This window comes from Streptomyces sp. NPDC088400 (assembly GCF_044753355.1).
Lineage (GTDB): Bacteria > Actinomycetota > Actinomycetes > Streptomycetales > Streptomycetaceae > Streptomyces.
Genome location: NZ_JBIVMZ010000003.1, coordinates 320336 through 346162 on the forward strand (window position 1 = coordinate 320336; position 25827 = coordinate 346162).

Below are 25827 nucleotides of genomic sequence, written 5' to 3' on the forward strand. Positions count from 1 at the left end.
CGGCTTGGATCGCCGGGTCAATCGGGAACTCCGCCCACCAGGCGGTTCAGCACGAGGGCGGCCATCGCGGCGGGATCACCGTCCTCGGGCCGCAGCACCAGCTCCGGCGACTCGGGCGCCTGGTACGGATCGTCGATCCCGGTGAAACCGGTGATCGCGCCCGCGCGGGCCTTGGCGTAGAGCCCCTTCGGGTCCCGGGACTCGCAGACCGCCAGCGGAGTGTCGAGGAAGACCTCCAGGAACGGCAGCCCGGCGAGTTCGTGTGCCGCCCGCACCTTCGCCCGGTCTTCGGTGTACGGGCTGATCAGCGAAACCACCGTGACCAGCCCGGCGTCGGCGAGCAGCCTGGCCACTTCGCCCGCGCGCCGCATGCTCTCCGCACGGTCGGCTTCGCCGAATCCCAGCCCGGCGTTGATCCCGTGCCGCAGGTTGTCCCCGTCCAGCAGGTAGGCCGGGCGGCCGGCGGCGATCAGCAGTCGCTCGATCTCCACCGCCACACTGGATTTCCCGGCTCCGGAGAGTCCGGTCAACCAGATCGTGGCGCCCCGCGAGATCCGCTCGTCCCGGCTCACCGCGGTGGCGTGCCAGACCACCTCCGGCCGGGTGGTCTGGGCCAGCACGGTCCCGGCGGCGACGGTGTTGTTGGTCTGTTCGTCGACCAGGATGAAACTGCCGGTGACACGGTTGCGGCGGTACTCGTCGACGAACAGCGGCTCCTGCGTCCGCAGGCTCACCCGGCCGATTTCGTTGAGCGCCAGCGAATCCGCGTCCTCGTCGCGGTGCAGTGTGTTGATGTCGAGCCGGTAGTCCACCGAACCCACCAGCGCGCGGGTGGTGCGGGTGGTGTGCCGCACGAGGTACCTGGTGCCCGGGGCCAGCTCGCTGTGTTCGGTCAGCCAGCACACCATCGCGTCGAACTCGCGGATCGCCTGTGGCTGGTTGCGCGGGCGGCAGATCAGATCGCCCCGGCCGATGTCGTGCTCGCCGTCGAGCTGAACGGTGACCGCCTGCGGCGGAAAGGCCTCGTCGAGTGGCGCGCCGCCGGGCCCGGTGATCGCCGCGATGGTGGTGCGCGCGCGGGACGGCAGCACCAGCACCTCGTCACCCGGTTTGAACACCCCGCCCGCGACGGTGCCCGCGTAACCGCGGAAGTACCCGGACTCGCCCGGCGTGCGGATCACGTACTGCACCGGCAGACGCGCGTCGATCAGGTTGCGGTCCGAGGCGACGTGCACCTCCTCCAGGTGGTGCAGCAGCGAAGTGCCTTCGTACCAGGGCATCGCGTCGCCGCGGTGCACCACGTTGTCGCCGGTGAGCGCGGACATCGGGACGAAGCTCAGGTCGTGCACGTCCAGTTTGGCGGCGAACGAGGCGAACTCGGCGCGGATTTCCTCGAACCGCTCGTGCGAGAAGTCCACCAGATCCATCTTGTTCACGCACAGCACCAGGTGCGGAATGCCGAGCAGGGACGCCAGCAGCGCGTGCCGCCGGGACTGCTCCAGCACGCCCTTGGAGGCGTCGATCAGGATCAGCGCGAGGTCGGCGGTGGATGCCCCGGTGACCATGTTGCGGGTGTACTGCAGGTGGCCCGGGGTGTCGGCGATGATGAACCGCCGCCTCGGCGTGGCGAAGTAGCGGTGTGCCACGTCGATGGTGATGCCCTGTTCGCGTTCGGCGCGCAGGCCGTCGGTGAGCAGGGCGAGGTTCGGGTACGCCTCGCCACGGTCCCGGCTGGCGCGTTCCACCGCGGCCAGCTGATCGGAGAACAGCGATTTCGAATCGAACAGCAGCCGGCCGATGAGTGTGGACTTACCGTCGTCCACACTGCCCGCGGTGGCGATCCGCAGCAGATCGATGCCCATCAGAAGTACCCCTCCCTTTTCCGGTCTTCCATGCCCGCTTCGGAAATCCGGTCGTCGGCGCGGGTGGCACCGCGTTCGGTGATCCGGCTGGCGGCGACTTCGGCGACGACGTCCTCCGGGGTGGCGGCGGCGGACTCCACACAGCCGGTGCAGGTCGCGTCGCCGATCGTGCGAAAGCGAACCGTGGCCTCGTACGGCTGCTCGCCGGAGCCGGGTGTCAGGTACGGGTTGACCGCGAGCACCATGCCGTCGCGCTGGAAGACCTGCCGCCGGTGGGCGTAGTAGAGCGGGGGCAGTTCGACCTCCTCGTCGAGCACGAACTGCCAGATGTCCAGTTCCGTCCAGTTGGACAGCGGGAAGACCCGGATGTGCTCACCGCGGCGGTGCCTGCCGTTGTACAACTGCCAGAGTTCCGGCCGCTGGTTGCGGGGATCCCACTGACCGAACTCGTCGCGGAAGCTGAACACCCGTTCCTTCGCTCGGGCCTTCTCCTCGTCGCGGCGGGCGCCGCCGAACACGGCGTCGAAACGGTGCTCGTTGATCGCCCGCAGCAGGGTGGTGGTCTGCAACCGGTTCCGGCTGGCTTCGTCGGCCACTCGCCCGGCGTCGATGTCGTCCTGGACGGAGGCGACCTCCAGCCGGACGCCGTGCTGGGCCACCGCCCGGTCGCGGAATTCGAGCACCTCGGGGAAGTTGTGGCCGGTGTCCACGTGCAACACCGGGAACGGCAGTGGGGCCGGCCAGAACGCGCGCAGCGCCAGGTGCAGCATGACCACCGAGTCCTTGCCACCGGAGAACAGCAGCACCGGCCGTTCGAAGGTGGCCGCGACCTCGCGGAAAACGTGTGCTGATTCGGCTTCGAGTGTGTGCAGATGGGAGAGCTGATAAGTGCCCGCCGTCATGTGGTGTGATCCTCCGCTGCTGGTAGGGCGAACTGTTTTTCAGGGGCTGCGGGTTCGTGTCGGCGTTCCTCGCGCAGTGATCGGTTAGCGGCGGCCACCCCGGCCGCCCACAACGCCACGATGGCGGTGTAGATGACCGCGAACACCCAGTCCGCGGCCTCGAACTCGTGCAGCAACGTGCGGGCGTTGGTGAACACGATCAGCCCACCGGCCAGCGCGCCGAGCAACCGCGGCGGCAGGTGCCGGACCAGCCAGGCCGCCACCGGGGCGGCGATGATGCCACCGATCATCAGGCCGAGGACCACCGTGTAGTTGAGGCTGTCCTCCTGCGCCAGAGTGAACAGGAAGCCGATGCTGGCGGCCAGCGCGACGATGAACTCCGAGGTGTCCACCGAACCGACCACCTTGCGCGGCTCCAGCCGGCCCGAGGACAACAGCGTGGTGGTGGCCACCGGACCCCAGCCGCCGCCACCGGTGGCATCGACGAACCCGGCCACCAGGCCGAGCGGCGCGAGGAACTTGGCGCCGGGGCGCTCGCCGGTGATCAACTTGCCGATCTTGAGGAACGAGAACCGGATCAGCACGTACAGGCCGAGCAGCAGCAGGATGGTGGTGATCCACACCGCGGCGTTCTCGGTGGACAGCGAGGTCAGCACGTACGCGCCGAGCACCGCGCCGATCGCGCCCGGCGCGGCCAGGATGCCGACGGTTCTCCAGTCGATGTTCTTGAACTTCCAGTGGGACAGGCCGGAAGCCAGCGAGGTGCCGACCTCGGCGAGGTGCACGGCGGCCGAGGCGGCCGCCGGGGCGGTGCCCACGGCCAGCAGCGTGGTCGTCGCGGTCACCCCGAACGCCATGCCCAGGGTGCCGTCGACAAGCTGGGCCAGCAGGCCGGCCAGTCCGAACAACAGGAACGTGCGCATAGGAACCTCGGTTTGCAGGATGGGCGGCACGGCTGCGGGAACCGCCGTGAACAAGGAGGAAGCAGGTGGGAACCCACCGCTACTCCGGCATGCTGGGAGCAGGTTCGCCCCCGGAGGTCGGTTCCGGATTCCTTGGTGGAATCCGGCGATGCCTCCTACTTCCGCGCTCAGCCGCGCGGTACGTGAGGCCCTATACGGCCCCCCGGTAGTCCATCAACGGGGGGCGATCCGCAGTGGGCTGGGCGAGCCAGTCGTTGACCACCTGCGCGGTCACCGTCGCGAATTTGTCCAGCATCGTCAGATGGTTTCCCGGCACGTCGGCCAAGGTGACCGCCGAGGAGTTGTTCCAGGTGAACATCCAGTCCTCGTGGTCCACCGGGGCACCCATCCGTTCGGTCGCCCGGACCTGGAGTGTCGGGATGTCCAGGTGGTCCGGGGACCACCACGGGAACGACCTGTAGTGGGCCATGGCGGAGATCCAGCTGTCGTCGCCGTTGTCGCCGGACTGCCTGATGTTTTCGAACAGTCCCGCCAGCAGTGCGTTCGCATCCTCTTCGAAGGCGGTGAGGTCCTCCTGGGAGACGGTGTCGAACAGGGTGATGCCCACCGGGGTCACTCCCCTGCGCACCAGCTCGGCGGCGACCCAGTGCGCGATCATTCCGCCGCTGGACGCTCCTCCCAGGGCGAATTCCTCCCCTGTCGGGTTGTCCCGGAGGATCGCCTCGGCGTAGGCGGCGGTCATCGTTTCCAGATTCCGCGGCAGTGCCTCACCGACGTGGAAGCCGGGCAGCTTCAGCAGTGACACCTCCCGGCTGCCCTGGAAGGCCCACGCCAGTCGCACGTACGCCAGTTCGTCCGGGGCCATGAACGGCGGGAACAGGTACAGCTTCGGCTTCTGGTCTCCGGTGGCGACGCGTTTGGGCGGCCGGATCGCCGTACCGGCGGTGTCGGCACCGAAGGTGGGCCGGAACTGCGCGAGGTTCTCCATCGAATCCAGGAAGACAGCGCCCTTGCCCTCGGCCTCGGCGCGCATGTACATCTCCGCGAGGTCCGACAGCCGGACCACTTCCGTGGAAGCGGTTTCGGCGGGGCTCCCGGTGGCGAGTTCGTCCAGGATGTGAGCGGTCAGCGCGTCCGCGTTCGGGTGGTCGAAGATCAGCGTCGCGGGGAGGCGTAGTCCGGTCACGGTGGTGAGCCGGTTGCGGAGTTCGACGGCGGTCAGTGAGTCGAAGCCCAGATCGCGGAAGGCCGCGTCGGCATCGACGCTTTCGCCGGCGGTGTGGCCCAGCACCGTGGCCGCTTGAGCACGCACCAGCTCCAACACCTTGCCGTGGCGCTCCTCCACCGGCAGCGCGACCAGCTGAGCGGCCAGTTCACCCTCACCGGCGGAAGCCGTGGCGGCGGCCCGGCGCGCCGGGCCGCCGGCCAGCAGCCGCAGCAACGGCCCAGTGGTTCCGGCCGTTCGCATCGCCGCCACATCCAGCCGCGCCGCCACCACCAGCGACCGGTCCAGGCGCACCGCCGCGTCGAACAACGCCAAGCCCTGCTCATCGGACAACGCACGAACCCCGGTCCGGGCCAGCCTGGCCAGGTCCATCGCGTCGAGCTCCCCGGTCATCCCCGAGCTCTGCTCCCACAACCCCCACGCCAGCGACTGCCCGGCCAACCCCGCCGAACACCGCTGCTCCACCAGCGCGTCCAACGCGGCGTTCGCCGCCGCATAACTCCCCTGACCCGCCGAGCCGAGCGTCGCCGCCGCCGCGGAATACACCACGAACATGCCTGGATTCTGATCCCGGGTCAGTTCGTGCAGATGCCACGCCGCATCGACCTTCGCGCGCAGCACCACGGCCAGCCGCTCCGACGTCAACGACTCCACCGTCGCGTCATCCAGCACACCAGCCGCATGCACCACACCCGACACCGAACGATCGGCAAGCACCGCCGCCAGCGCCTCACGATCAGACGCATCACAGGCCCGGATCGACACCCGCGCGCCCAACTCATCCAGTTCAGCGGCCAGCTCATCCGCGCCCGGAGCGTCCATGCCCCGGCGTGAGAGCAACAGCAGGTCCGTGACTCCGTGAACGGTCACCAGGTGCCGGGCCAGCATGGCCCCCAGCACACCGGTCCCGCCGGTGATCACCACCGTGCCCTCAGCCACCCGATCCGGCACCGGCTGACCAGCACCAGCAGCCCGCACCAGACGCCGCACACTCAACACACCCGCGCACAGCGCGAGCTCCGGCTCACCACTGCCCACCACGGCAGGCAGGACGGCATCGAGATCGGTGCCGGGTTCGGCGTCCAGGAGGATGAGACGGCCCGGGTGCTCCGACTGCGCCGAACGCACCAGACCGGTCACCGCGGCCGCGGCCAGATCACTGCCATCCGTGGCGCCCTGGGTGAGCAGCAGAAGCCGGGAATCCTCGGTGGCCTCGTCGGCCAGCCAGCTCTGAAGCCAGTCCAGCACCGTCGCCGTCACCGCGTGCACCGACTCCGGACCCTCGCCGACAGCAGCCGGGACCCGGGCCACCACCACCGAGGGCACATCGGCACCGACGTGCTCGTACCAGGACCAGTCCACCGCTTCGGTGGTGGTCGGCCCGGCGAGCGGTACCCAGTCCACTCCGAACAAGGACCGCGCCGTCTCCCTCGCCACCGACGAAGCCGGATCGGTGGTGATCGGACGCAGCATCAGCGACTCGGCGCTGAACACCGGCTGCCCGGCCGGGTCGAAAGCCGCGACCGCGAGCCCGCCGTCTTCACGATGCGACAAGCGCACTCGCGCCACCGCCGCGCCCGTGGCGTGCAACTGAACGCCACTCCACGCGAACGGCAACCTCACGCCGCCTTCACCGGCCTGGTCCGAGGTCGTAAATCCGATGGGATGCAAAGCCGCGTCCAGCAACGCCGGATGTATCCCGAAGCCGTCCACCTCGGTCTGCTCGGGCAGAGCCACGTCGGCGAAAACATCGGTGCCGGTCTGCCACACCGCGCGGACACCCTGGAACACCGGCCCATAGCCGTAACCGTCCTCGGCCATGCGCTCATACACACCGTCCACCGGCACCGGCCGCGCACCCTCCGGCGGCCAGGCGCCGGTCCACACCGGAGCGGCGGTGGCCTGGTCGCTCAGCACGCCGTCGGCGTGCTGAACCCATTCGTCCTCGTCGCCGTGACGGGAGAAGATCTCCACCGTCCGGCGACCCTTTTCATCAAGCTCGGCGACCCGCACCTGAACCCGTATCCCGCCCTGCTCGGGCAGCACCAACGGAGCCTGAAGCGTCAGCTCCTCCAGCACCGGACAGCCGGCCCGGTCACCGGCGTGCACCGCCAGATCCACCAAAGCCGTACCCGGCAGCAACACCGACCCCAGCACCGCATGATCAGCCAGCCACGGATACGCGGACAGAGACAACCGCCCGGTCAGGAGCACCTTGTCCTCACCAGCCAGCGTCACGACGGCACCGAGCAGCGGGTGACCGGACTCGCCCTGCCCCAGAGCCTGCACATCCCCGGCCCGCCGGGTGGCTGAAGGCCAGAACCGCTGGTGCTGGAACGCATACGTCGGCAACGACATCAGACTCGTGCTCTCAGCGCCGAGTTGTGCGGTCCAGTCGACCTTCACACCGGCGACATGAGCGGTCGCCAGTGACCGCAGCCAACGGCCCCGGCCGCCGTCATCACGACGCAACGTGCCGGTGACCGTCAGGCCCTCGCCGACCTGCTCGACCGCCATCGCGAGGACCGGATGTGCACTCACCTCGACGAAGGTGCGGTGCCCGGCCTCCACCAACGACTCGATCACCTCGGCGAAACGCACCTGCTCACGCGTATTGCGATACCAGTACGCACCGTCAAGTCCCGCGGTGTCGATGAGGGCAGCTTCCAGTGTGGAGTAGAACGGCACCTGGCTGCTTGTCGGTTCCAGCCCGGCCAGATCAGCTGCCATCTGCTGCTCGATGGCCTCCACCTGCGCCGAATGCGACGCGAAGTCCGCCGCGATCCGCCGCACACCATCATCGGCATGCCGGGCCACGAACTCGTCACACGCCTCCGCAGCACCCGAAACCACCACCTGCGCCGGACCGTTCACCGCAGCCACCGACAAGTCAGCCCACGGGGCAATCCACTTTTCAACCTGCTCCAGCGTGGCGCGAACCGACACCATCCCACCGGAACCCGCCAAAGGAACGATCGCCTGGCTACGCAAGGCGACCACCCGCGCGCCGTCCTCCAACGACAGCCCACCAGCAGCCGTAGCCGCCGCGATCTCACCCTGCGAATGACCCACCACCACGGACGGGACCACGCCGACCGAGCGCCACAGCTCAGCCAGCGACACCATCACCGCCCACGACACCGGCTGCACCACATCAACCCGCGCCAACAACTCAGCATCATCCAGTGCGTCGCGCAACGACCAGTCCACGAACGGCTCCAACGCCGCCGCACACCGCTCCATCGACTGTGCGAACACCGGCTCGGTGTCCCACAACTCCACACCCATACCGACCCACTGCGCGCCCTGCCCCGGGAACACGAACACCGGACCCAGAGCGGTCGGCGCCGCGACACCGTGCACCACCGCCGTGGAAGTCTCCAGATCCTGCAGTCCAGTCACAAACCCGGAGAGGTCCTCCGCCACCAACACCGCACGATGCTCGAACTCCGAACGCGTCGTAGCCAGCGCACGACCCACCGCCAGCGGATCGATCTCCGGCCGGTCAGCGGCCCAGTGGCTCAACCTGGCTGCCTGCTCCCGCAGCGCCTGTGCCGACCTGGCCGATACCAGCCAGGGCACCGGACCACCCAGAACTTCGGGCGCCGTCGCCGATACCAGCTCGGGCTCGGATTCGGGTTCTTCGAGGATCACATGGGCGTTCGTGCCGGAAATGCCGAACGCCGACACTCCGGCCCGGCGAGGACGACCATGCGTCTGCCAGGGCACCGGCTCGGTCAGAAGACGTACGGCTCCGGCCGACCAGTCCACATGCGACGACGGCGCGTCCACATGCAGCGTCCGCGGCAACATGCCGTGCCGCATGGCCAGCACCATCTTGATGATTCCGGCCACGCCGGCGGCGGACTGGGTATGGCCAATGTTCGACTTCACCGAACCCAGCCACAGGGGTTCGTCCTCTGGCCGGTCCTGGCCATAGGTCGCCAGCAACGCCTGCGCCTCGATCGGATCACCCAGCCGCGTACCGGTGCCGTGCGCCTCCACCACATCGACCTCAGCCGGAGACAGCCGAGCGTTGGCCAGGGCCGCCCGGATCACCCGCTTCTGAGAAGGACCGTTCGGCGCCGTCAGACCATTCGACGCACCGTCCTGATTCACCGCGCTGCCGCGCAACACGGCCAGCACCTGATGCCCACGCCGACGCGCGTCCGACAGACGCTCCAGCACCAGCACACCGACACCCTCGCCCCAGCCGGTCCCGTCCGCGGCATCGGCGAACGGCTTGCACCGGCCGTCAGCGGCCAATCCGCCCTGCCGGGAGAACTCCGAGAACACTCCTGGGGTGGACACCACCGTGACACCACCGGCCAGCGCCATCGAGCACTCACCGGAACGCAACGCCTGCGCGGCCAGATGCACCGCCACCAACGACGAGGAACAGGCCGTGTCGATCGAGACCGCCGGTCCTTCCAGACCCAACGCGTACGACACCCGGCCGGAAGCCACACTCGCCGCACTGCCGGTCAGCAAGTGCCCGTCGACATCGTCCGAACCGGCCGCGAGCGCCGAGCCGTACTCCGAGCCGCCGACACCGACGTACACACCGGTGTCCGAGCCCCGCAGTCCAACCGGGTCGATCCCGGCCCGCTCCAGCCCTTCCCATGCCGTCTCCAGCACAAGGCGTTGCTGCGGATCCATGCCGATCGCCTCACGCGGCGAAATACCGAAGAATCCCGCATCGAAGTCCGTGACCTCGGTGACGAATCCGCCGACGCGGGCGTAACCATTCCCTTCGTCCTCCCAGCCACGGTCCTCCGGGAACGCGGTGATGGCGTCCTCGCCCGCGGCGAGCATCCGCCAGAAGTCATCGGGACTGCCCACGTCCCCGGGGAATCGGCAGCCGATTCCCACGATCGCGACCGGTTCGTCGGCCACCGAGGCCGCCGAGGCCGACACAGGTGTCGCAGCCTCGGCCTCGATACCGAGTAGTTCCGCCAGCAGGAATTCCGACAGCGCGGCCGCGGTCGGATAGTCGAACACCAACGTCGTCGGCAACGACGAACCGGTCAGTTCCGTCAGCCGGTTGCGCAGCTCCACCGCGGTCACGGAATCGAAACCCAGCTCGCGGAACGCCTGGCCGGCCCCCAGCCCCTCGGCGGTGTCGTGGCCCAGTACGGCGGCCGCATGGGCCAGCACCATCTCTTCGAGCGACTGGCGACGCTGTGCCTCGGGCATCGCCCGCAATCGGGCGGCCAAGCCGCTGTCCGCGACCGGTACCGAGTCCGCATCGACCTGTGCTCGCGGTATCTCCGCCAGCAAAGGACTCGGGCGAACCGACGTGAACGCGGCCGCGAACCGCGACCAGTCCATGTCGGTCACGGTCACACAGGTCTCGCCCTGGCCCACCGCCTCGACCAGTGCCCACAGGGCGCGTTGGGGATCCATCGGCCGGACCCCGCGCCGCTGCATCGCCCGGCTCTCTTCCGAGCCGGCCATCCCCGCACCGGCCCACACACCCCAGGACACGCTCGTCACCGCATGCCCGGCAGCACGCTGCCGAGTGGCATAGGCGTCCAGGAAGGCATTGGCCGCCGCGTAGAGTCCCTGCCCGCCGCCACCCCACACACCGGCACCGGAAGCGAACAGTACGAACGCGTCGAGCGGACGATCAGCATCCCGTACGAGCAGTTGGTGCAGGTTCTGCGTCCCGGTCACCTTCGCCGCCAGGGCCCGCTCCACGGCCTCCGGATCGGTCTCCGCGATCGGAGTCAGCTCACCGACACCGGCGGCGTGAACCACCGCGTCGATACGGCCCACCTCGGCCAGAGCCGCGGCCAGCCCGTCCCGATCGGCCACATCCACGCCCAGGACGGTGACTCGCACCTGTCCCCCGGAGCTGAGGTCTTCCACCAGTTCGGCCGCCCCCGGGGCCTGGGCGCCGCGCCGTGAGGTCAGCACGATGTGTTCGACATCCTGATCGGCCAGCCAGCGCGCGACGTGCCCGCCGAGACCACCTGTGCCGCCGGTGACCAGGACGGTGCCCGAAGGTGCCCATGTCCGCCCGGATCGCGTGGTGGGGGCGGGCACCAGGCGACGCCCGTACACACCGCCGGCACGCACGGCGACCTGGTCCTCACCATCCCACCCGGCCAGCACCGCGCAGAAACGCCGGCCGATGCCCTCGTCCGGTTCCGTGAGGGGCAGATCGATCAGCCCACCCCAGCTCCCCGGGTACTCCAGCGCCGCCACGCGGCCCAGGCCCCACGCCGCGGCCGCGTCAAGATCACCAGGGGCCTCGGGTCCGGCCGCGCCACGGGTCAGCATCCACAGCCGCTGCGGCGCTCCGGAGTCCGCGAATCCCTGTACCACTGCCAGGAGTTCCCGCACCGGCGCGCCAGAGGGGAGGAACACCACCCCGGCCAAGTCGCCTTCGGACAGTGCGTCCCGTACGACTCCGGCAATCGCGGCACGATCGGCGGACACGGCCACCGGAAGCGGCCGCGCGCCCTGATCGGCCAGCATTCCCGCCACCTGACCGGCCCATCCGGCCATGTCCGGATCGTGCATCACCAGCCACGCACCGCTCAGTCCGGACGGCCGTGCTCCCTTCAGGGAGACCCACTCCGCCCGGTACCGCCAGGTGTCGACGGCCTGCCTGTCCAGCTTTCCCCGGCGCCAGGCGGCCAACGCGGGAAGCATCGGACTCACCTCATGCTCGTCCACCCGCAAGGTGGTGGCCAGAGCGGCGCTGTCCGAGCGCTCCACCGCCTGCCAGAACTCCGCGTCGACACCGTCGACAACAGCCGCGGCGGCCTGGCGCGTGTTCTCCGGCCAGTACCGCTCGCGCTGAAACGCGTACGTCGGCAACGACACCGGGCCGGGGCCCGGAGTGCCCAGCAGCGCGGCCCAGTCCACGGTGGCCCCATGGGTGTACAGCCCGGCGACCGCTGCCGTCACCGTCTCCGGTTCGTCACGCTCGGCCCGCAGGGCCGGGAGCCAGACCCCGTTGTCCTCAGTGGCCATCGCGCTCAGGGTGCCTTGCGGGCCCATTTCCAGGAACAGGCCCGCGCCCTGGTCCCGCAGCTTGAGGACCGTGTCGTGGTAACGCACGGTGTCACGGACGTGCCGCACCCAGTAGGCCGGATCAGTCGCATCCATGCCAGGAACGCCCGAAATCAATGGAGTCTGCGGCTCGTTCCACGAGACCTGGTCCAGCGTCCGCTTGAACGAGTCCAGCATGGGTTCCATCAACGGCGAGTGGAACGCGTGACTGACCCGCAGCCGCCTCGCCTTGCCGCCCCGCTGCCGCCACGTCTCCGCCAGTTGCTCGACCACGTCCTCGTCGCCGGAAATCACCGTCGACTCCGGACCGTTCACCGCGGCCAGCCCCACCGTGGCATGCTCACCGATCAGTTCCAGCGCCTCGGCCTCACTCGCCGACAACGCCACCATCGCCCCGCCGGTGGGCAGCTCCTGCATGAGCCGGCCTCGCGCCGCGACCACAGCGGCCGCGTCCGCCAGACTCCACACGCCCGCCACATACGCGGCACTGAGCTCACCGATCGAATGCCCGGCCACCCACTCCGGAACAACACCCCACGACGACGTCAGCCGGTACAGCGCCACCTGCACCGCGAACAGACCGGCCTGGGTGTACACCGTCTCATCGAGGAGATCCGAGTCGTTGTCGATCACGTCACGGATCGGACGCGGCAGATGCCGGTCCAGCTCCGCACACACCTCGTCAAAGGCCTCGGCGAACACCGGGAACGCGGCCGACAGTTGCGAACCCATACCGAGGCGCTGACTGCCCTGGCCGGAGAACACCATCGCCAGCCGGGCAGTGCCTGCCTGCCCGGTCACCACACCTGCGCTCGGCCGGTCCTCGGCCAGTGCGCGCACGCCGTGCACCAGCGCCTGCCGGTCCCGGCCCAGGGCCACAGCGCGATGTTCGAACATCGACCGGCCCGTGGCCAGCACCCGGCCCACCGCCGCCGGATCGGCTTCCGGCTGGTCATCAGCCCATTGGCTCAACCGGGCGGCTTGCTCCCGCAGCGCCTGCGGCGACTTGGCCGACAACAACCACGGCACCACGCCAGGAGCCGGCTTCTCCTCCGGCTCCACGGCCGGTGCCATTTCGGGTTCTTCGAGGATCACATGCGCGTTCGTTCCGGAAATGCCGAATGACGACACCCCGGCCCGGCGAGGACGGCCGTCGGTCTCCCAGGGCAGCGACTCGGTCAGCAGTTCCACCGCGCCGGCCGACCAGTCCACCTGCGAAGAAGGCGCGTCCACATGCAACGTCCGCGGCAGAACACCATGCCGCATCGCCTGCACCATCTTGATGATCCCGGCCACCCCGGAGGCAGCCTGGGTGTGCCCGATGTTGGACTTCACCGAACCCAGCCACAACGGCTGATCCTCCGGCCGGTCCTGACCATAGGTCGCCAGCAGCGCCTGCGCCTCGATCGGGTCGCCCAGCCGCGTACCGGTGCCGTGCGCCTCCACCACATCGACCTCAGTCGTGGACAACTGAGCGTTGGCCAAGGCCGAGCGAATCACCCGCTGCTGAGAAGGGCCGTTCGGCGCGGTCAGACCATTCGACGCACCGTCCTGGTTCACCGCACTGCCACGGATCACGGCCAGGACCTGGTGCCCGTGCCGCCGGGCGTCGGACAGCCGCTCCAGCACCAGAATCCCGGCGCCCTCGCCCCAGCCCGTCCCGTCCGCGGCGTCCGCGAACGGCTTGCACCGGCCGTCGGCGGCCAATCCGCCCGTCCGCGAGAACTCCGTATAGATCCCGGGGGTGGACAGCACCGTGACACCACCGGCCAGCGCCATCGAGCACTCGCCCGAGCGCAGCGCCTGCGCGGCCAGATGCACCGCCACCAGGGAGGAGGAACAAGCGGTGTCCACGGTCACCGCCGGACCTTCCAGTCCGAGTGTGTACGACACCCGGCCCGAAGCCACACTCACGGCGTTGCCGGTCAGCAGATGCCCATCGACCTCGTCCGAACCGGACGCGAGCAGCGAACCGTACTCCGATCCACCAGCCCCCACGTACACGCCGGTCGAGCTGCCTCGTAGCGAGTCCGGCGCTATCCCGGCCCGCTCCAACGCCTCCCACGCCGTCTCGAGTATCAGCCGTTGCTGTGGTTCCATCGCCAACGCCTCACGCGGCGAGATCCCGAAGAAGCTCGCGTCGAACCGCGTGGCCTCGGCCACGAACCCGCCTACGCGGGCGTAGCTCGCCTGATCGTGCTCGGCGTTCCAGCCCCGGTCCGTCGGCCAGGGATCCATCGTGTCGCGGCCCGTGGCGACCAGGTCCCACAGCTTTTCGGGGCTGTCCGCCCCTGCCGGGAAGTTGCAGGCCATCGACACCACGGCGATGGGCTCGCTCGTGCGAGCCTGCAGCTCGTGCAGGCGGTTCTGGGTCTCCAGCAGGCTCGTCGTGGCTTGCCGCAGGTACGTCCGCAGCCGCTCTTCGTTACTCATGACGTGTGCCTTCCCTCGGAGATCGCGATCTTGTCGAGGACGTCGAACAGTTCGTCGTCGGAGGCTTCGGCGGCATCGACCGTCGATGCCGCCCCGTTCCCGGCAGGCCGGGCCTCGATCCTGCGGACGAGTTCTCGCAGCCGGCCCACCAGCCGCTCCGAACCGTCGCCGTCTCCCTCGGCCAGCGCGGGGATGGCCCGTTCGATCCGGTCCACATCGGCGAGCAGGGACTCCGCGAGGCTCTTTTCCTCCGGCGTCAACCGGGTCCGCAGCTGGCCGGCGAGCTCGGTGGGACTGGGGTAGTCGAAAACCAGGGTGGCCGGTAGTCGCAGCCCGGTTACCGCGGTGAGCCGGTTGCGCAGTTCCACCGCGGTCAGCGAGTCGAAGCCCAGCTCACGGAAAGCCGCGTCCGCATCGACAGCGTCGGCTGTGGCGTGCCCGAGGACGGTCGCCGCCTGGGCGCGCACCAGCTCCAGTACCAGCGTCTGACGCTCGTCCACCGGCAACCCGGCCAGCCGGGCGGTCAGCTCGCCGCCACCGGCCGGGGCCGTGGCGGCGGCCCGGCGTGCCGAGCCTCCGACCAGGCCGCGCAGCAGCGGGCCGGCGCTTCCCGCCGCCCGCATACCGGCCACATCCAGCCGGGCCGCCACCACCAGTGGCCGTTCCAGACGCGTCGCCGCGTCGAACAACGCCAGCCCTTGCTCATCAGACAGCGCCCGAACACCGGTCCGGGCCAGCCTGGCGAGATCCATCTCGTCCAGCGCCCCGGTCATTCCCGAGCTCTGCTCCCACAGTCCCCACGCCAGCGACTGCCCGGTCAGCCCGGCCGAACGCCGGAACTGCGCCAGCGCGTCCAGCGCGGCATTGGCCGCCGCATAGCTTCCCTGACCGGCGGAGCCGAGCGTGGCCGCCGCGGAGGAATACACGACGAACAGCCCCAGGTCCTTGTCTCGGGTCAGTTCGTGCAGATGCCATGCCGCGTCGACCTTCGCCCGCAGCACCACGGCCAGCCGCTCCGGGGTCAGCGATTCGATGGTCGCGTCGTCGAGAACACCGGCGGAGTGCACGACACCCGCCACCGGATACGCCGCGGGCACCGCGTCCAGCACCTCGGCCAGAGCTGCCCGATCAGTCACATCGCAGGCCTGGATCGACACCCGCGCGCCCAACTCGTTGAGTTCCGCAGTCAGTTCGTCCGCTCCTGGGGCTTCCGTACCTCGCCGGGACAGCAGCAGCAGGTGTTCCACTCCGTGGTCGGTGACCAGGTGGCGGGCCAGCATCGCGCCCAGGCCGCCGGTTCCACCGGTGATCACCACCGTGCCCCGCGGGCCCGGGCTCGCCGGCAGGCGCAGCACGACCTTGCCCACGTTCCGCCCGGTCTGCAGATGACGTAGGCCGTCCACGGCCGCGGCCGTCTCGAACACGGTCACCGGCAGCGGCTCCAGGTCCCCGGAGCCGAACAGGTCCACGATCTCGGCCAGCATCTGGCCGATCCGCTCCGGACCGGCCTCCATCAGATCGAAGGCCCGATACACTGTGCCTCCGTGCGCGGCGGCGATCTCCGCCACGTCGCGCACATCGGTCTTGCCCATCTCCACGAACCGCCCGCCCTTGGCGAGCAGGTCGAGAGAAGCGTCCACGAACTCACCGGCCAGGGAGTTCAGGACCACGTCAACGCCCTGCCCCTGGGTGGCGGCCAGGAATTCGTCCCGGAAGTCCAGGTCCCGCGAGGACGCCAGGTGCGTTTCGTCGAAGCCTTGTTCACGCAGTACCGGCCATTTGCCGGTACTGGCGGTGCCGTAGACGTCCATGCCCCAGACCCGGGCCAGCTGAACCGCCGCCATGCCCACGCCACCGGCCGCGGCGTGGATCAGAATCCGCTGACCACGCTGCACCTCGGCCAAGTCCCGCAACGCGTAGAACGCCGTCAGGAACACGATCGGCACCGACGCCGCCCGCGTGGAGGACCACTCCTCGGGCACCTTCGCCACCAGGCGGTGATCGGTCACCGCCAGCGGACCCAGCGCACCGGCGAATACGCCGAACACCCGGTCACCGACTGCTAGTCCGGCCACATCATCAGCGACTTCGACCACCACGCCGGCCGCCTCGCCGCCCATCACGGCGCCCGGATCCGGGTACAGGCCCAGACCGACCATCACGTCCCGGAAGTTCAGCCCGGCCGCGCGCACACCGACCCGGATCTGACCGGGCGCCAGCGGCGCCACCGCGGGCGGGCTGTCCAGCACCGCCAGATCGTCGAGGCTGCCCCGCTCGGACACGTCCAGCCGCCAGCCCAGCCGCTCCGGACCGGGCACCACCAGCTGCCCGGTCGCCCGCACCAGACGCCGCGCGTGCAACACGCCGGCATCTATCGCGAGTTCCGGCTCGCCGCTACCCACCACCGCGGGCAGCACACCATCGAGGCTGGTGTCCGCTTCGAGATCGGTGTCGAGGTCGGCGTCGAGAAGGATGAAACGGCCGGGATTCTCCGACTGCGCGGAACGTACCAGGCCGGTCACCGCGGCGGCGGCCAGATCGCTGCCATCGGTCGCGCCCCGGGTGAGCAGCAGCAGTTGGGAATCCTCGGTGGCCGGGTCGGCCAGCCACTCCTGCAACCAGCCCAGCACCGTGGCCGTCACCGCGTGCACCGGATCCGGGCCCTCGTCGATCCCGCCAGGAACCTGGGCCACCACGACCGCGGGCAGCTTGCCCTCGGCCCGGCCGTGCCAGGTCCAGTCCACCGTGGTGGTGCTCTCCTGATCGGACAGCGGTTGCCAGTCCACTCCGAACAAGGACCGCGCCGTCTCCCCCGCCGCGGACGAAGCCGAATCGGTGGTGATCGGACGCAGCATCAGCGAGTCCGCGCTCAACACCGGCTGCCCGGCCGGATCGAACACCGCGACCGCGACCCCACCGTCCTCCCGATGGGACAAGCGCACCCGCAGTGCCGCCGCGCCGGTGGCGTGCAGGTGCACGCCACTCCACGCGAACGGCAGGGTCACGCCTTCACCGGCCTGGTCCGAGGCCGTCAGTCCGAGGGGATGCAATGCCGCGTCCAGCAACGCCGGATGTATCCCGAAGCCGTCCACCTCAGTCTGCTCGGGCAGAGCCACATCGGCGAAGACATCGGAATCCATCTGCCACACCGCGCGGACACCCTGGAACACCGGCCCATAGCCATAACCGTCCTCGGCCATGCGCTCGTACACTCCGTCCACCGGCACCGGCCGCGCGCCCTCCGGCGGCCAGACTCCCGCCCACACCGGCACGTGGCCGGCCTGCGCGCTCAGCACACCGTCGGCGTGCTGAACCCAGTCATCCTCATCGTCAGCGCGGGAGAAGACCCCGACGCCTCGTTGCCCGTGATCGTCCAGCTCGGCGACCCGCACCTGAACCTGTACGCCGCCCTGCTCGGGGAGCACCAACGGAGCCTGCAGGGTCAGTTCCTCCAGCACCGGAGACCCGACGCGATCACCGGCGTACACGGCCAGATCCACTATGGCCGTGCCCGGCAACAGCACGGAGCCGAGAACGGCGTGATCAGCCAGCCACGGGTACGCGGACAGCGACAACCGTCCGGTCAGGACCACCTCGTCCCCACCGGCCAGCGCCACCATCGCACCGAGCAACGGGTGGCCCGACTCACCCTGCCCGAGCGCCCGCACATCACCTGACTTCGCCCCGGCCCCCGAGGGCCAGTACCGCTCCCGCTGGAACGCGTACGTCGGCAGCGACACCGGAGTGGTACCGGTCTGGGTGCCGAGCTGCGTGGTCCAGTCGATCTTCACGCCGGCTACGTGAAGGCTCGCCAGTGACCGCAGCCACCGGCCAAGGCCTCCGTCGTCACGACGCAACGTACCGGTGACGGTGAGCGCCTCTCCGGTCTGCTCCACGGCCATCGCCAGCACCGGATGCGTACTCACCTCGACGAAGGTGCGGTGCCCGGCTGCCACCAGCGACTCGATCACCTCGGCGAAACGGACCTGCTCACGCAGATTCCGATACCAATAACCACCGTCGAGTCCCGCGGTATCGACGATTTTCGCGTCCACGGTGGAATGCAGCGGTATCCGCCCGCTCACCGGCGTGAGGCCGGCCAGATCGTCAGCCAGCCGTGCCTCGATGGCCTCCACTTGAGCCGAATGTGACGCGTAGTCCACCGGGATCCGCCGTACACCGTCATCGGCATGCCGGGCCACGAACTCGTCGCACGCCTCCGCGGCACCCGAAACCACCACCTGCGCCGGGCCGTTGACCGCCGCTACAGAGAGAGCGTCGGCCCATGGGGCGATCCACTCCTCGACCTGGGCCAGCGTGGCCCGAACCGACACCATTCCGCCGGAACCCGCCAAAGCCACAATCGCCTGACTGCGCAAGGCGACCACCCGCGCGCCGTCCTCCAACGACAGACCACCAGACACCGTCGCCGCGGCAATCTCACCCTGCGAATGACCCACCACCATGGACGGGACCACACCGGCCGAGCTCCACAGCTCAGCCAGGGACACCATCACCGCCCACGACACCGGCTGCACCACATCAACCCGCGCCAACAACTCAGCGTCAGCAAGCGCGTCACGCAACGACCAGTCCACGAACGGCTCCAACGCCGCCGCGCACCGCTCCATCGACTGTGCGAACACCGGCTCGGTGTCCCACAACTCCACACCCATACCGACCCACTGCGCGCCCTGCCCCGGGAACACGAACACCGGACCCAGCCCAGCCGACGCCGCCGTACCGCGGACTACCGCCGTGGAGGTCTCCACATCCTGCAGCCCGGACGCGAACCCGGCCAGATCCTCGGCCACCACCACCGCACGATGCTCGAACACCGACCGACTCGTGGCCAACGCCCGGCCCACCAGCACCGGATCGATCCCCGGCCGGTCAGTGACCCACCGGCCAAGCCGGGTGGCCTGCTCCTGAAGCGCCTGCGACGACTTGGCCGACAGCAACCACGGCACCGCCCCACCGGCAGCTTCTTCCGGCTCCACGGCCGGTACCTGTTCGGGCTCTTCAAGGATCAGATGGGCGTTCGTGCCAGAGATGCCGAACGACGACACACCCGCTCGCCGGGGATGACCATTGGCCTGCCACGGCACCGCCTCGGTCAACAACTCCATCGCACCGGCCGACCAGTCCACATGCGACGAAGGCGCGTCCACGTGCAACGTGCGCGGCAGAACGCCGTGCTGCATCGACAGAATCATCTTGATGATCCCCGCCACACCCGCAGCGGCCTGAGTGTGTCCGAGGTTGGACTTCACCGAACCCAGCCACAGCGGCCGGTCCTCCCGCCGGTCCTGGCCGTAGGTAGCCAGCAGCGCCTGCGCCTCGATCGGATCACCGAGCTTCGTCCCCGTGCCGTGCGCCTCGACCACATCGACCTCAGCCGGGGACAGCCGAGCGTTGGCCAGGGCCGCCCGGATCACCCGCTGTTGAGAAGGACCGTTCGGCGCCGTCAGACCATTCGACGCACCATCCTGATTCACCGCGCTGCCACGCAACACGGCCAGCACCTGATGCCCCTGGCGGCGAGCGTCCGACAACCGCTCCAAGACCAGCACACCGGCACCCTCGCCCCAGCTGGTTCCGTCTGCCGCGTCGGCGAATGGTTTGCACCGCCCGTCAGCGGCCAGTCCGCCTTGACGGGAGAACTCCGTGAACACCCCCGGGGTGGCCATCACCGTGACACCACCGGCGAGCGCCATCGAACACTCACCCGACCGCAGAGCCTGAGCCGCCAGATGCACCGTAACCAGCGAGGAGGAACACGCCGTGTCCACCGTGACCGCGGGACCCTCCAGGCCCATGGTGTAGGCGATCCGGCCCGACGCCACGCTCCCCGAATTTCCGGTGCCGCTGAATCCGTCGCTGTCGGCCGGATTCGAAGCCGTCTGAGCCATGTAGTCGTGGTACATCAGGCCGACGTACACACCGGTGTCCGAGCCACGGAGGGAATCCGGCACGATCCCCGCCCGCTCCAACGCCTCCCACGCCGTCTCCAGAACGATCCGCTGCTGCGGATCCATCCCCACCGCCTCACGCGGCGAAATACCGAAGAACCCCGCGTCGAACTCCGCCGCACCCAGCAAGAAACCACCGTGCTTGGTGTAACTCGTACCAGGACGAAGACGTTCGGGGTCATACAGCCCCTCCACGTCCCAGCCCCGGTCGGGCGGAAACTCCGCCACTCCCTCACCACCGGCGGCCAGCATCTGCCACAAAGCCTCGGGCGAATCCACCCCACCCGGGAAACGACATCCCATCCCGACAATCGCGATCGGTTCGTCCACCGTGGCGGTGGCCACTCCCCTGACCGCGAGAGCCGCCTCTGGCTGCTCGTCCAGCATTCCGGACAGTACGAATTCGGCCAGCAGCCGCGGATTCGGATAATCGAAAACCAGTGTCGCCGGGAGGCGCAGATCGGTAACGGTGGTAAGCCGGTTGCGCAGTTCGACAGCGGTCAGCGAATCGAAGCCCAGATCGCGGAATGCCGCATCAGCGTCAACGCCTCCGGCTGTGGTGTGCCCCAGCACAGTGGCCGCTTGAGCACGCACCAGCTCCAGCACCACCGCTTGGCGCTCCTCCACCGGTAGCGCCGCAAGGCGAATGGCCAGCTCGCCTTCGCCGGCCGAAGCGGTGGCCGCGGCACGCCGCCCCGGGCCTCCGGTCAGCGCCCGCAGCAGCGGTCCGGCGGTCCCGGCGGCGCGCATGCCGGCCAGGTCCAGGCGGGCCGCCACCACCAGCGGCCGGTCCAGGCCCACCGCGGCGTCGAACAGTTCCAGCCCCTGCGCGTTGGACAGGGCCTGAACCCCGGCTCGGCTCAGCCGGGACAGATCTGCCTCGTCCAGGGCCCCGGTCATTCCCGAGCTCTGCTCCCACAGCCCCCATGCCAATGACTGCCCGGCCAAGCCCGCCTGGCTCCGCTGCCGCATCAGAGCGTCGAGAGCGGCGTTCGCCGCCGCGTAACTGCCCTGCCCCGCGGAACCGAGCGTGGCCGCCGCCGAGGAATACATCACGAACGACCCCAGGTCCTGATCCCGGGTCAGTTCGTGCAGATGCCACGCCGCATCGACCTTCGCCCGTAGCACCACGGCCAGCCGCTCCGGGTTCAGCGACTCCACCGTCGCGTCATCCAGCACACCGGCGGCATGCACCACACCGGTTACCGGATGTTCGGCGGGTACGGTGTCCAGCACCGCGGCCAGTGCGGCCCGATCAGACACATCACACGCCTGAATCGACACCCGCGCGCCCAACTCGGCGGCCAGCTCAGCCGCCCCGGGAGCATCCATACCCCGCCGCGACAGCAACAGCAGATGCCCGACGTCGTAAGCGGTCACCAGATGCCGGGCCAGCAACGCGCCCAAGCCACCGGTACCACCGGTGATCACCACCGTGCCCCGCGAGTCCAGCCCCGCCGGCTCGGCCGGCCGGCCGGTGGCCCGTACCAGACGCCGCGCGTGCAACACACCGGCGCGCATGGCGAGTTCGGGCTCGCCACTGCCGACCACCGCGGGCAGAACGCTGTCCAGCTGGATGTCGGACTCGGTGTCGAGGAGGATGAAGCGGCCGGGGTGTTCCGACTGCGCCGAACGCACCAGACCGCTCACCGCGGCGGCGGCCACGTCGCTTCCGTCGGTGGCGCCCTGGGTGAGCAGCACCAACGGGGAATCCTCGGTTGCCGGGTCGGCCAGCCACTCCTGCAACCAGCCCAGCACGGTGGCCGTCACCTCGTGCACCGCCTCCAGGCCGGCGCCGGTTTCGACTCGGGCCGCCACGACCGCGGGCAGCTCGCCTGCGGCCTCGCCGTGCCAGGCCCACTCCACCTCTGTGGCCGCCGATTCGGCCAGCGGCAGCCAGTCCACTCCGAACAACGACCGAGCCGTGTCCCGGGTGCCGGGTGCCGGATCGGTGGTCACCGGTCGCAGCATCAACGAGTCGGCACTGAACACCGGCTGCCCGGTCGGATCGAACACCGCGACGGCGACCCCGCCGTCCTCACGCCCGGACAACCGCACTCGCAGCGTCGTCGCGCCCGTGGCGTGCAAGCGCGCGCCACTCCAGGCGAAGGGCATCCTGACCTCGCCCTCGCCGGGCTGGACCAGTGCGGTCAAGCCGATCGGGTGCAGGGCCGCGTCCAGCAGCGCCGGGTGCACACCGAACCCGTCGACCTCAGTGTCCTCGGGCAGCGCGACTTCCGCGAAGGCCTCGGTGCCTGATTGCCAGATCGCCCTCACACCCTGGAACACCGGCCCGTAGCCGTAGCCCTCCTCGGCCAGGCGCGCGTACTCACCGTCCACGGGCACCTGCCGCGCGTCGGGCGGGGGCCAGGCCCCGGTCCACACCGGGGCGGGAGCGTCCTGCCTGCTCAGCACACCATCGGCGTGCTGGGTCCAGTCGTCCTCATCGTCGATACGGGAGAAGATCCCGACCACCCGGCGACCGCGTTCATCGGGCTCGGCGACCCGAACCTGAACCTGCACGCCTCCTTGCTCCGGCAGCAGCAGCGGAGCCTGCAGCGTCAGTTCCTCCAGCACCGGACACCCGACGCGGTCACCGGCGTGCACGGACAGATCCACGAACGCCGTCCCCGGCAGCAGCACCGAGCCCAGCACCGCGTGGTCGGCCAGCCAGGGGTACAGCGCCAGTGACAGGCGCCCGGTCAGCACCAAGGCATCGCCCCCGGCCAGGGCCACCTCCGCGCCCAGCAACCCGTGACCGGGCTCGCCGAGGCCCAGCGCCCGCACGTCGCCCGCACGTCGGGTCACCGCGGGCCAGAACCGTTCACGCTGGAACGCGTACGTCGGCAACGGCACCGGGCCGGCGCTCTGTGCGCCCAGCAGCGCGGTCCAGTCCACAGTGGCACCGTGAGCGTGCACCCCGGCCACCGCGGTCAACAGGGTTTCCGCTTCGTCGCGTTCGGCCCGCAGCGTCGGCAGCCACACACCACTGTCCGCGGTGGCCATCGCACTCAACGTCCCGGCCGGACCCGCCTCCAGGAACAGATCCGCTCCCTGATCCCGCAGCGCGAGGACGGAGTCGTGATAGCGCACGGTGTCACGGACATGCCGCACCCAGTACGCGGGATCGGTCACCTCGGCACCAGCGGTGCCCGACACCACCGGGATCTCCGGCTCACGCCACGTAACCTGCTTCAGCGCCTGCTCGAACCGCGCCAGCATCGGCTCCATCAACGGGGAATGGAAGGCGTGGCTGACGCGCAGGCGCCGGGCCTTTCCACCGCTGTCACGCCAACGCTGCGCCAGCTCCTCCACGGTGTTCGCGTCACCGGAGATCACCGTCGACTCCGGACCGTTCACCGCCGCGAGGCCCACCATGGCATGCCCGGCAACCAGGTCCAGCGCCTCGGCCTCGCTCGCCGACAACGCCGCCATCGCCCCACCGGCGGGCAATTCCTGCATCAGCCGGCCCCGAGCGGTCACCACCGCTGCCGCATCGGCCAGGTCCCACACACCCGCCACATGCGCGGCGGTGAGTTCACCGATCGAATGTCCGGCCACCCACTCCGGCGACACACCCCACGAAGTCGTCAGCCGGTACAGCGCCACCTGCACCGCGAACAGACCGGCCTGGGTGTACACCGTCTCGTCGAGGAGATCCGAGTCGTTGTCGATCACGTCACGGATCGGACGCGGCAGATGCCGGTCCAGCTCCGTACACACCTGATCGAACGCTTCGGCGAACACCGGGAACGACGCACACAGCTCCGCCCCCATACCGAGCCGTTGACTGCCCTGGCCGGAGAACACCATCGCCAGCCGCCCGGACCCCGGCGAACCAGTCACCACACCCGCATCCGGGCGCTCCTCGGCCAGCGCGCGCACACCCTCCAGCAGGGTCTGCGGGTCACGGCCCAGAACCACCGCCCGATGCTCGAACACCGACCGGCTCGTGGCCAGCGCACGGCCGGCCGGCCCGGGGTTGATTTCCGGCTGTTCAGTCGCCCAGCGGGCCAGCCGCGCCGCTTGCTCGCGCAGCGCCTGCGGCGACTTGGCCGACAACAGCCACGGCACCACACCGCCCGGAACCTCAACCGGCTCGGTCGCCACCACCACTTCTGGTTCGGCTTCCTCAAGGATCACATGGGCGTTCGTGCCGGAGATACCGAACGACGACACACCCGCCCGGCGCGGGCGGCCGTCGGTCTCCCACGGCACGGCCTCGGTCAGCAGCTCCACCGCGCCCGCGGACCAGTCCACATGCGACGAAGGCGCGTCCACATGCAACGTCCGCGGCAGGACACCGTGCCGCATCGCCAGCACCATCTTGATGATCCCAGCGACACCGGCGGCAGCCTGGGTGTGACCGATGTTCGATTTCACCGAACCCAGTCGCAGCGGCCGATCCGCCGTACGTTCCTGGCCATAGGTCGCCAGCAGCGCTTCCGCCTCGATCGGGTCACCCAGCCGGGTCCCGGTGCCGTGGGCTTCGACCACGTCGATTTCAGCCGGGGACAACCGGGCATTTGTCAGCGCCGCTCGAATCACCCGCTGCTGAGCCGGTCCGTTCGGCGCCGTCAACCCGTTCGACGCACCATCCTGATTCACCGCACTGCCACGCAACACGGCCAGCACCTGATGCCCCTGGCGGCGAGCGTCCGACAACCGCTCCAGCACCAGCACACCGGCACCCTCACCCCAGCCGGTGCCATCCGCGGCGTCGGCAAAGGGCTTGCACCGGCCATCAGCGGCCAAACCGCCCTGCCGCGAGAACTCGGCGAACACTCCAGGGGTGGAAAGCACCGTGACGCCACCAGCAAGCGCCATCGAGCACTCACCGGAACGCAGCGCCTGCGCGGCCAGGTGCATCGCCACCAGTGAAGCCGAACACGCCGTGTCCACGGTCACCGCGGGGCCTTCCAAGCCCAGTGTGTAGGACACGCGGCCGGACATGACGCTCACCGCGTTGCCGGTCAGCAGGTGCCCCTCGCCTCTGGTCCGCCCATCGGCGGCTATCCCGGCGTAGTCCTGGCCATTGGTGCCGAGATACACCCCGGTCGCGCTGCCCCGCAACGAGTCCGGCGCGATCCCGGCCTGTTCCAGAGCTTCCCACGCGGTCTCCAGCGCCAGCCGCTGCTGCGGATCCATCGCCACCGCCTCACGCGGTGAAATGCCGAAGAATCCCGCATCGAACTCGGTCGCGTCGGCAACGAATCCGCCGACACGGGCGTAGCCGGGGCCGGCCTGATCGGGCTCGGTATCCCAACCGCGGTTCTCCGGGAACGCGACGAGGCCGTCTTCGCCCGCGGCGAGCATCCGCCAGAAGTCATCGGGGGTCCGCACGTTCTCGGGGAATCGGCAGCCGATCCCGATGATCGCGACGGGTTCGTGTTCGCCCGCCTCGGCCTGGCGGAGACGCTCGCGTGTCTCGTGCAGATCCACCGTGAGCCGCCGGAGGTATCCGAGGAGCTTTTCGTCATTTGTCAT

General features: G+C 69.6%; 4 protein-coding genes and 1 pseudogene. All 5 read right to left on the bottom strand.

The window, feature by feature from the left end; genetic code table 11:
• Positions 1–17 precede the first annotated feature (17 nt).
• The 5 genes and pseudogenes from cysC to ACIQD6_RS09490 all read right to left on the bottom strand — a co-directional run bounded on the left by cysC (position 18) and on the right by ACIQD6_RS09490 (position 25827).
• Complete coding sequence (cysC, locus tag ACIQD6_RS09470; RefSeq protein ID WP_401880158.1) at positions 18–1862, bottom strand: adenylyl-sulfate kinase; 1845 nt, start codon at positions 1860–1862, stop codon at positions 18–20.
• The gene (gene cysD, locus ACIQD6_RS09475) at positions 1862–2764 is read right to left on the bottom strand and encodes a sulfate adenylyltransferase subunit CysD (RefSeq protein ID WP_401880160.1); all 903 of its coding nucleotides are present in this window, start codon (positions 2762–2764) and stop codon (positions 1862–1864) included. Before cysD ends, cysC begins: the two co-directional genes overlap by 1 nt.
• The gene (locus ACIQD6_RS09480) at positions 2761–3687 is read right to left on the bottom strand and encodes a sulfite exporter TauE/SafE family protein (RefSeq protein WP_401880162.1); all 927 of its coding nucleotides are present in this window, start codon (positions 3685–3687) and stop codon (positions 2761–2763) included. The genes cysD and ACIQD6_RS09480 overlap by 4 nt, the downstream gene beginning before the upstream one ends.
• A gap of 190 nt (positions 3688–3877) precedes the next feature.
• Positions 3878–14272: pseudogene (locus ACIQD6_RS09485) on the bottom strand (type I polyketide synthase); the annotation flags it as partial.
• Positions 14273–14364: 92 nt separating this feature from the next.
• Positions 14365–25827, bottom strand: a complete 11463-nt coding sequence (locus ACIQD6_RS09490) for an SDR family NAD(P)-dependent oxidoreductase (RefSeq protein WP_401880164.1) — start codon at positions 25825–25827, stop codon at positions 14365–14367.

Excerpts from the sequence above, each read along its gene's own strand:
- ACIQD6_RS09480 (WP_401880162.1), bottom strand. The coding sequence starts at position 3,687 with ATGCGCACGTTCCTGTTGTTCGGACTGGCCGGCCTGCTGGCCCAGCTT.
- ACIQD6_RS09490 (WP_401880164.1), bottom strand. The coding sequence starts at position 25,827 with ATGACAAATGACGAAAAGCTCCTCGGATACCTCCGGCGGCTCACGGTG.
- cysC (WP_401880158.1), bottom strand. The coding sequence starts at position 1,862 with ATGGGCATCGATCTGCTGCGGATCGCCACCGCGGGCAGTGTGGACGAC.
- cysD (WP_401880160.1), bottom strand. The coding sequence starts at position 2,764 with ATGACGGCGGGCACTTATCAGCTCTCCCATCTGCACACACTCGAAGCC.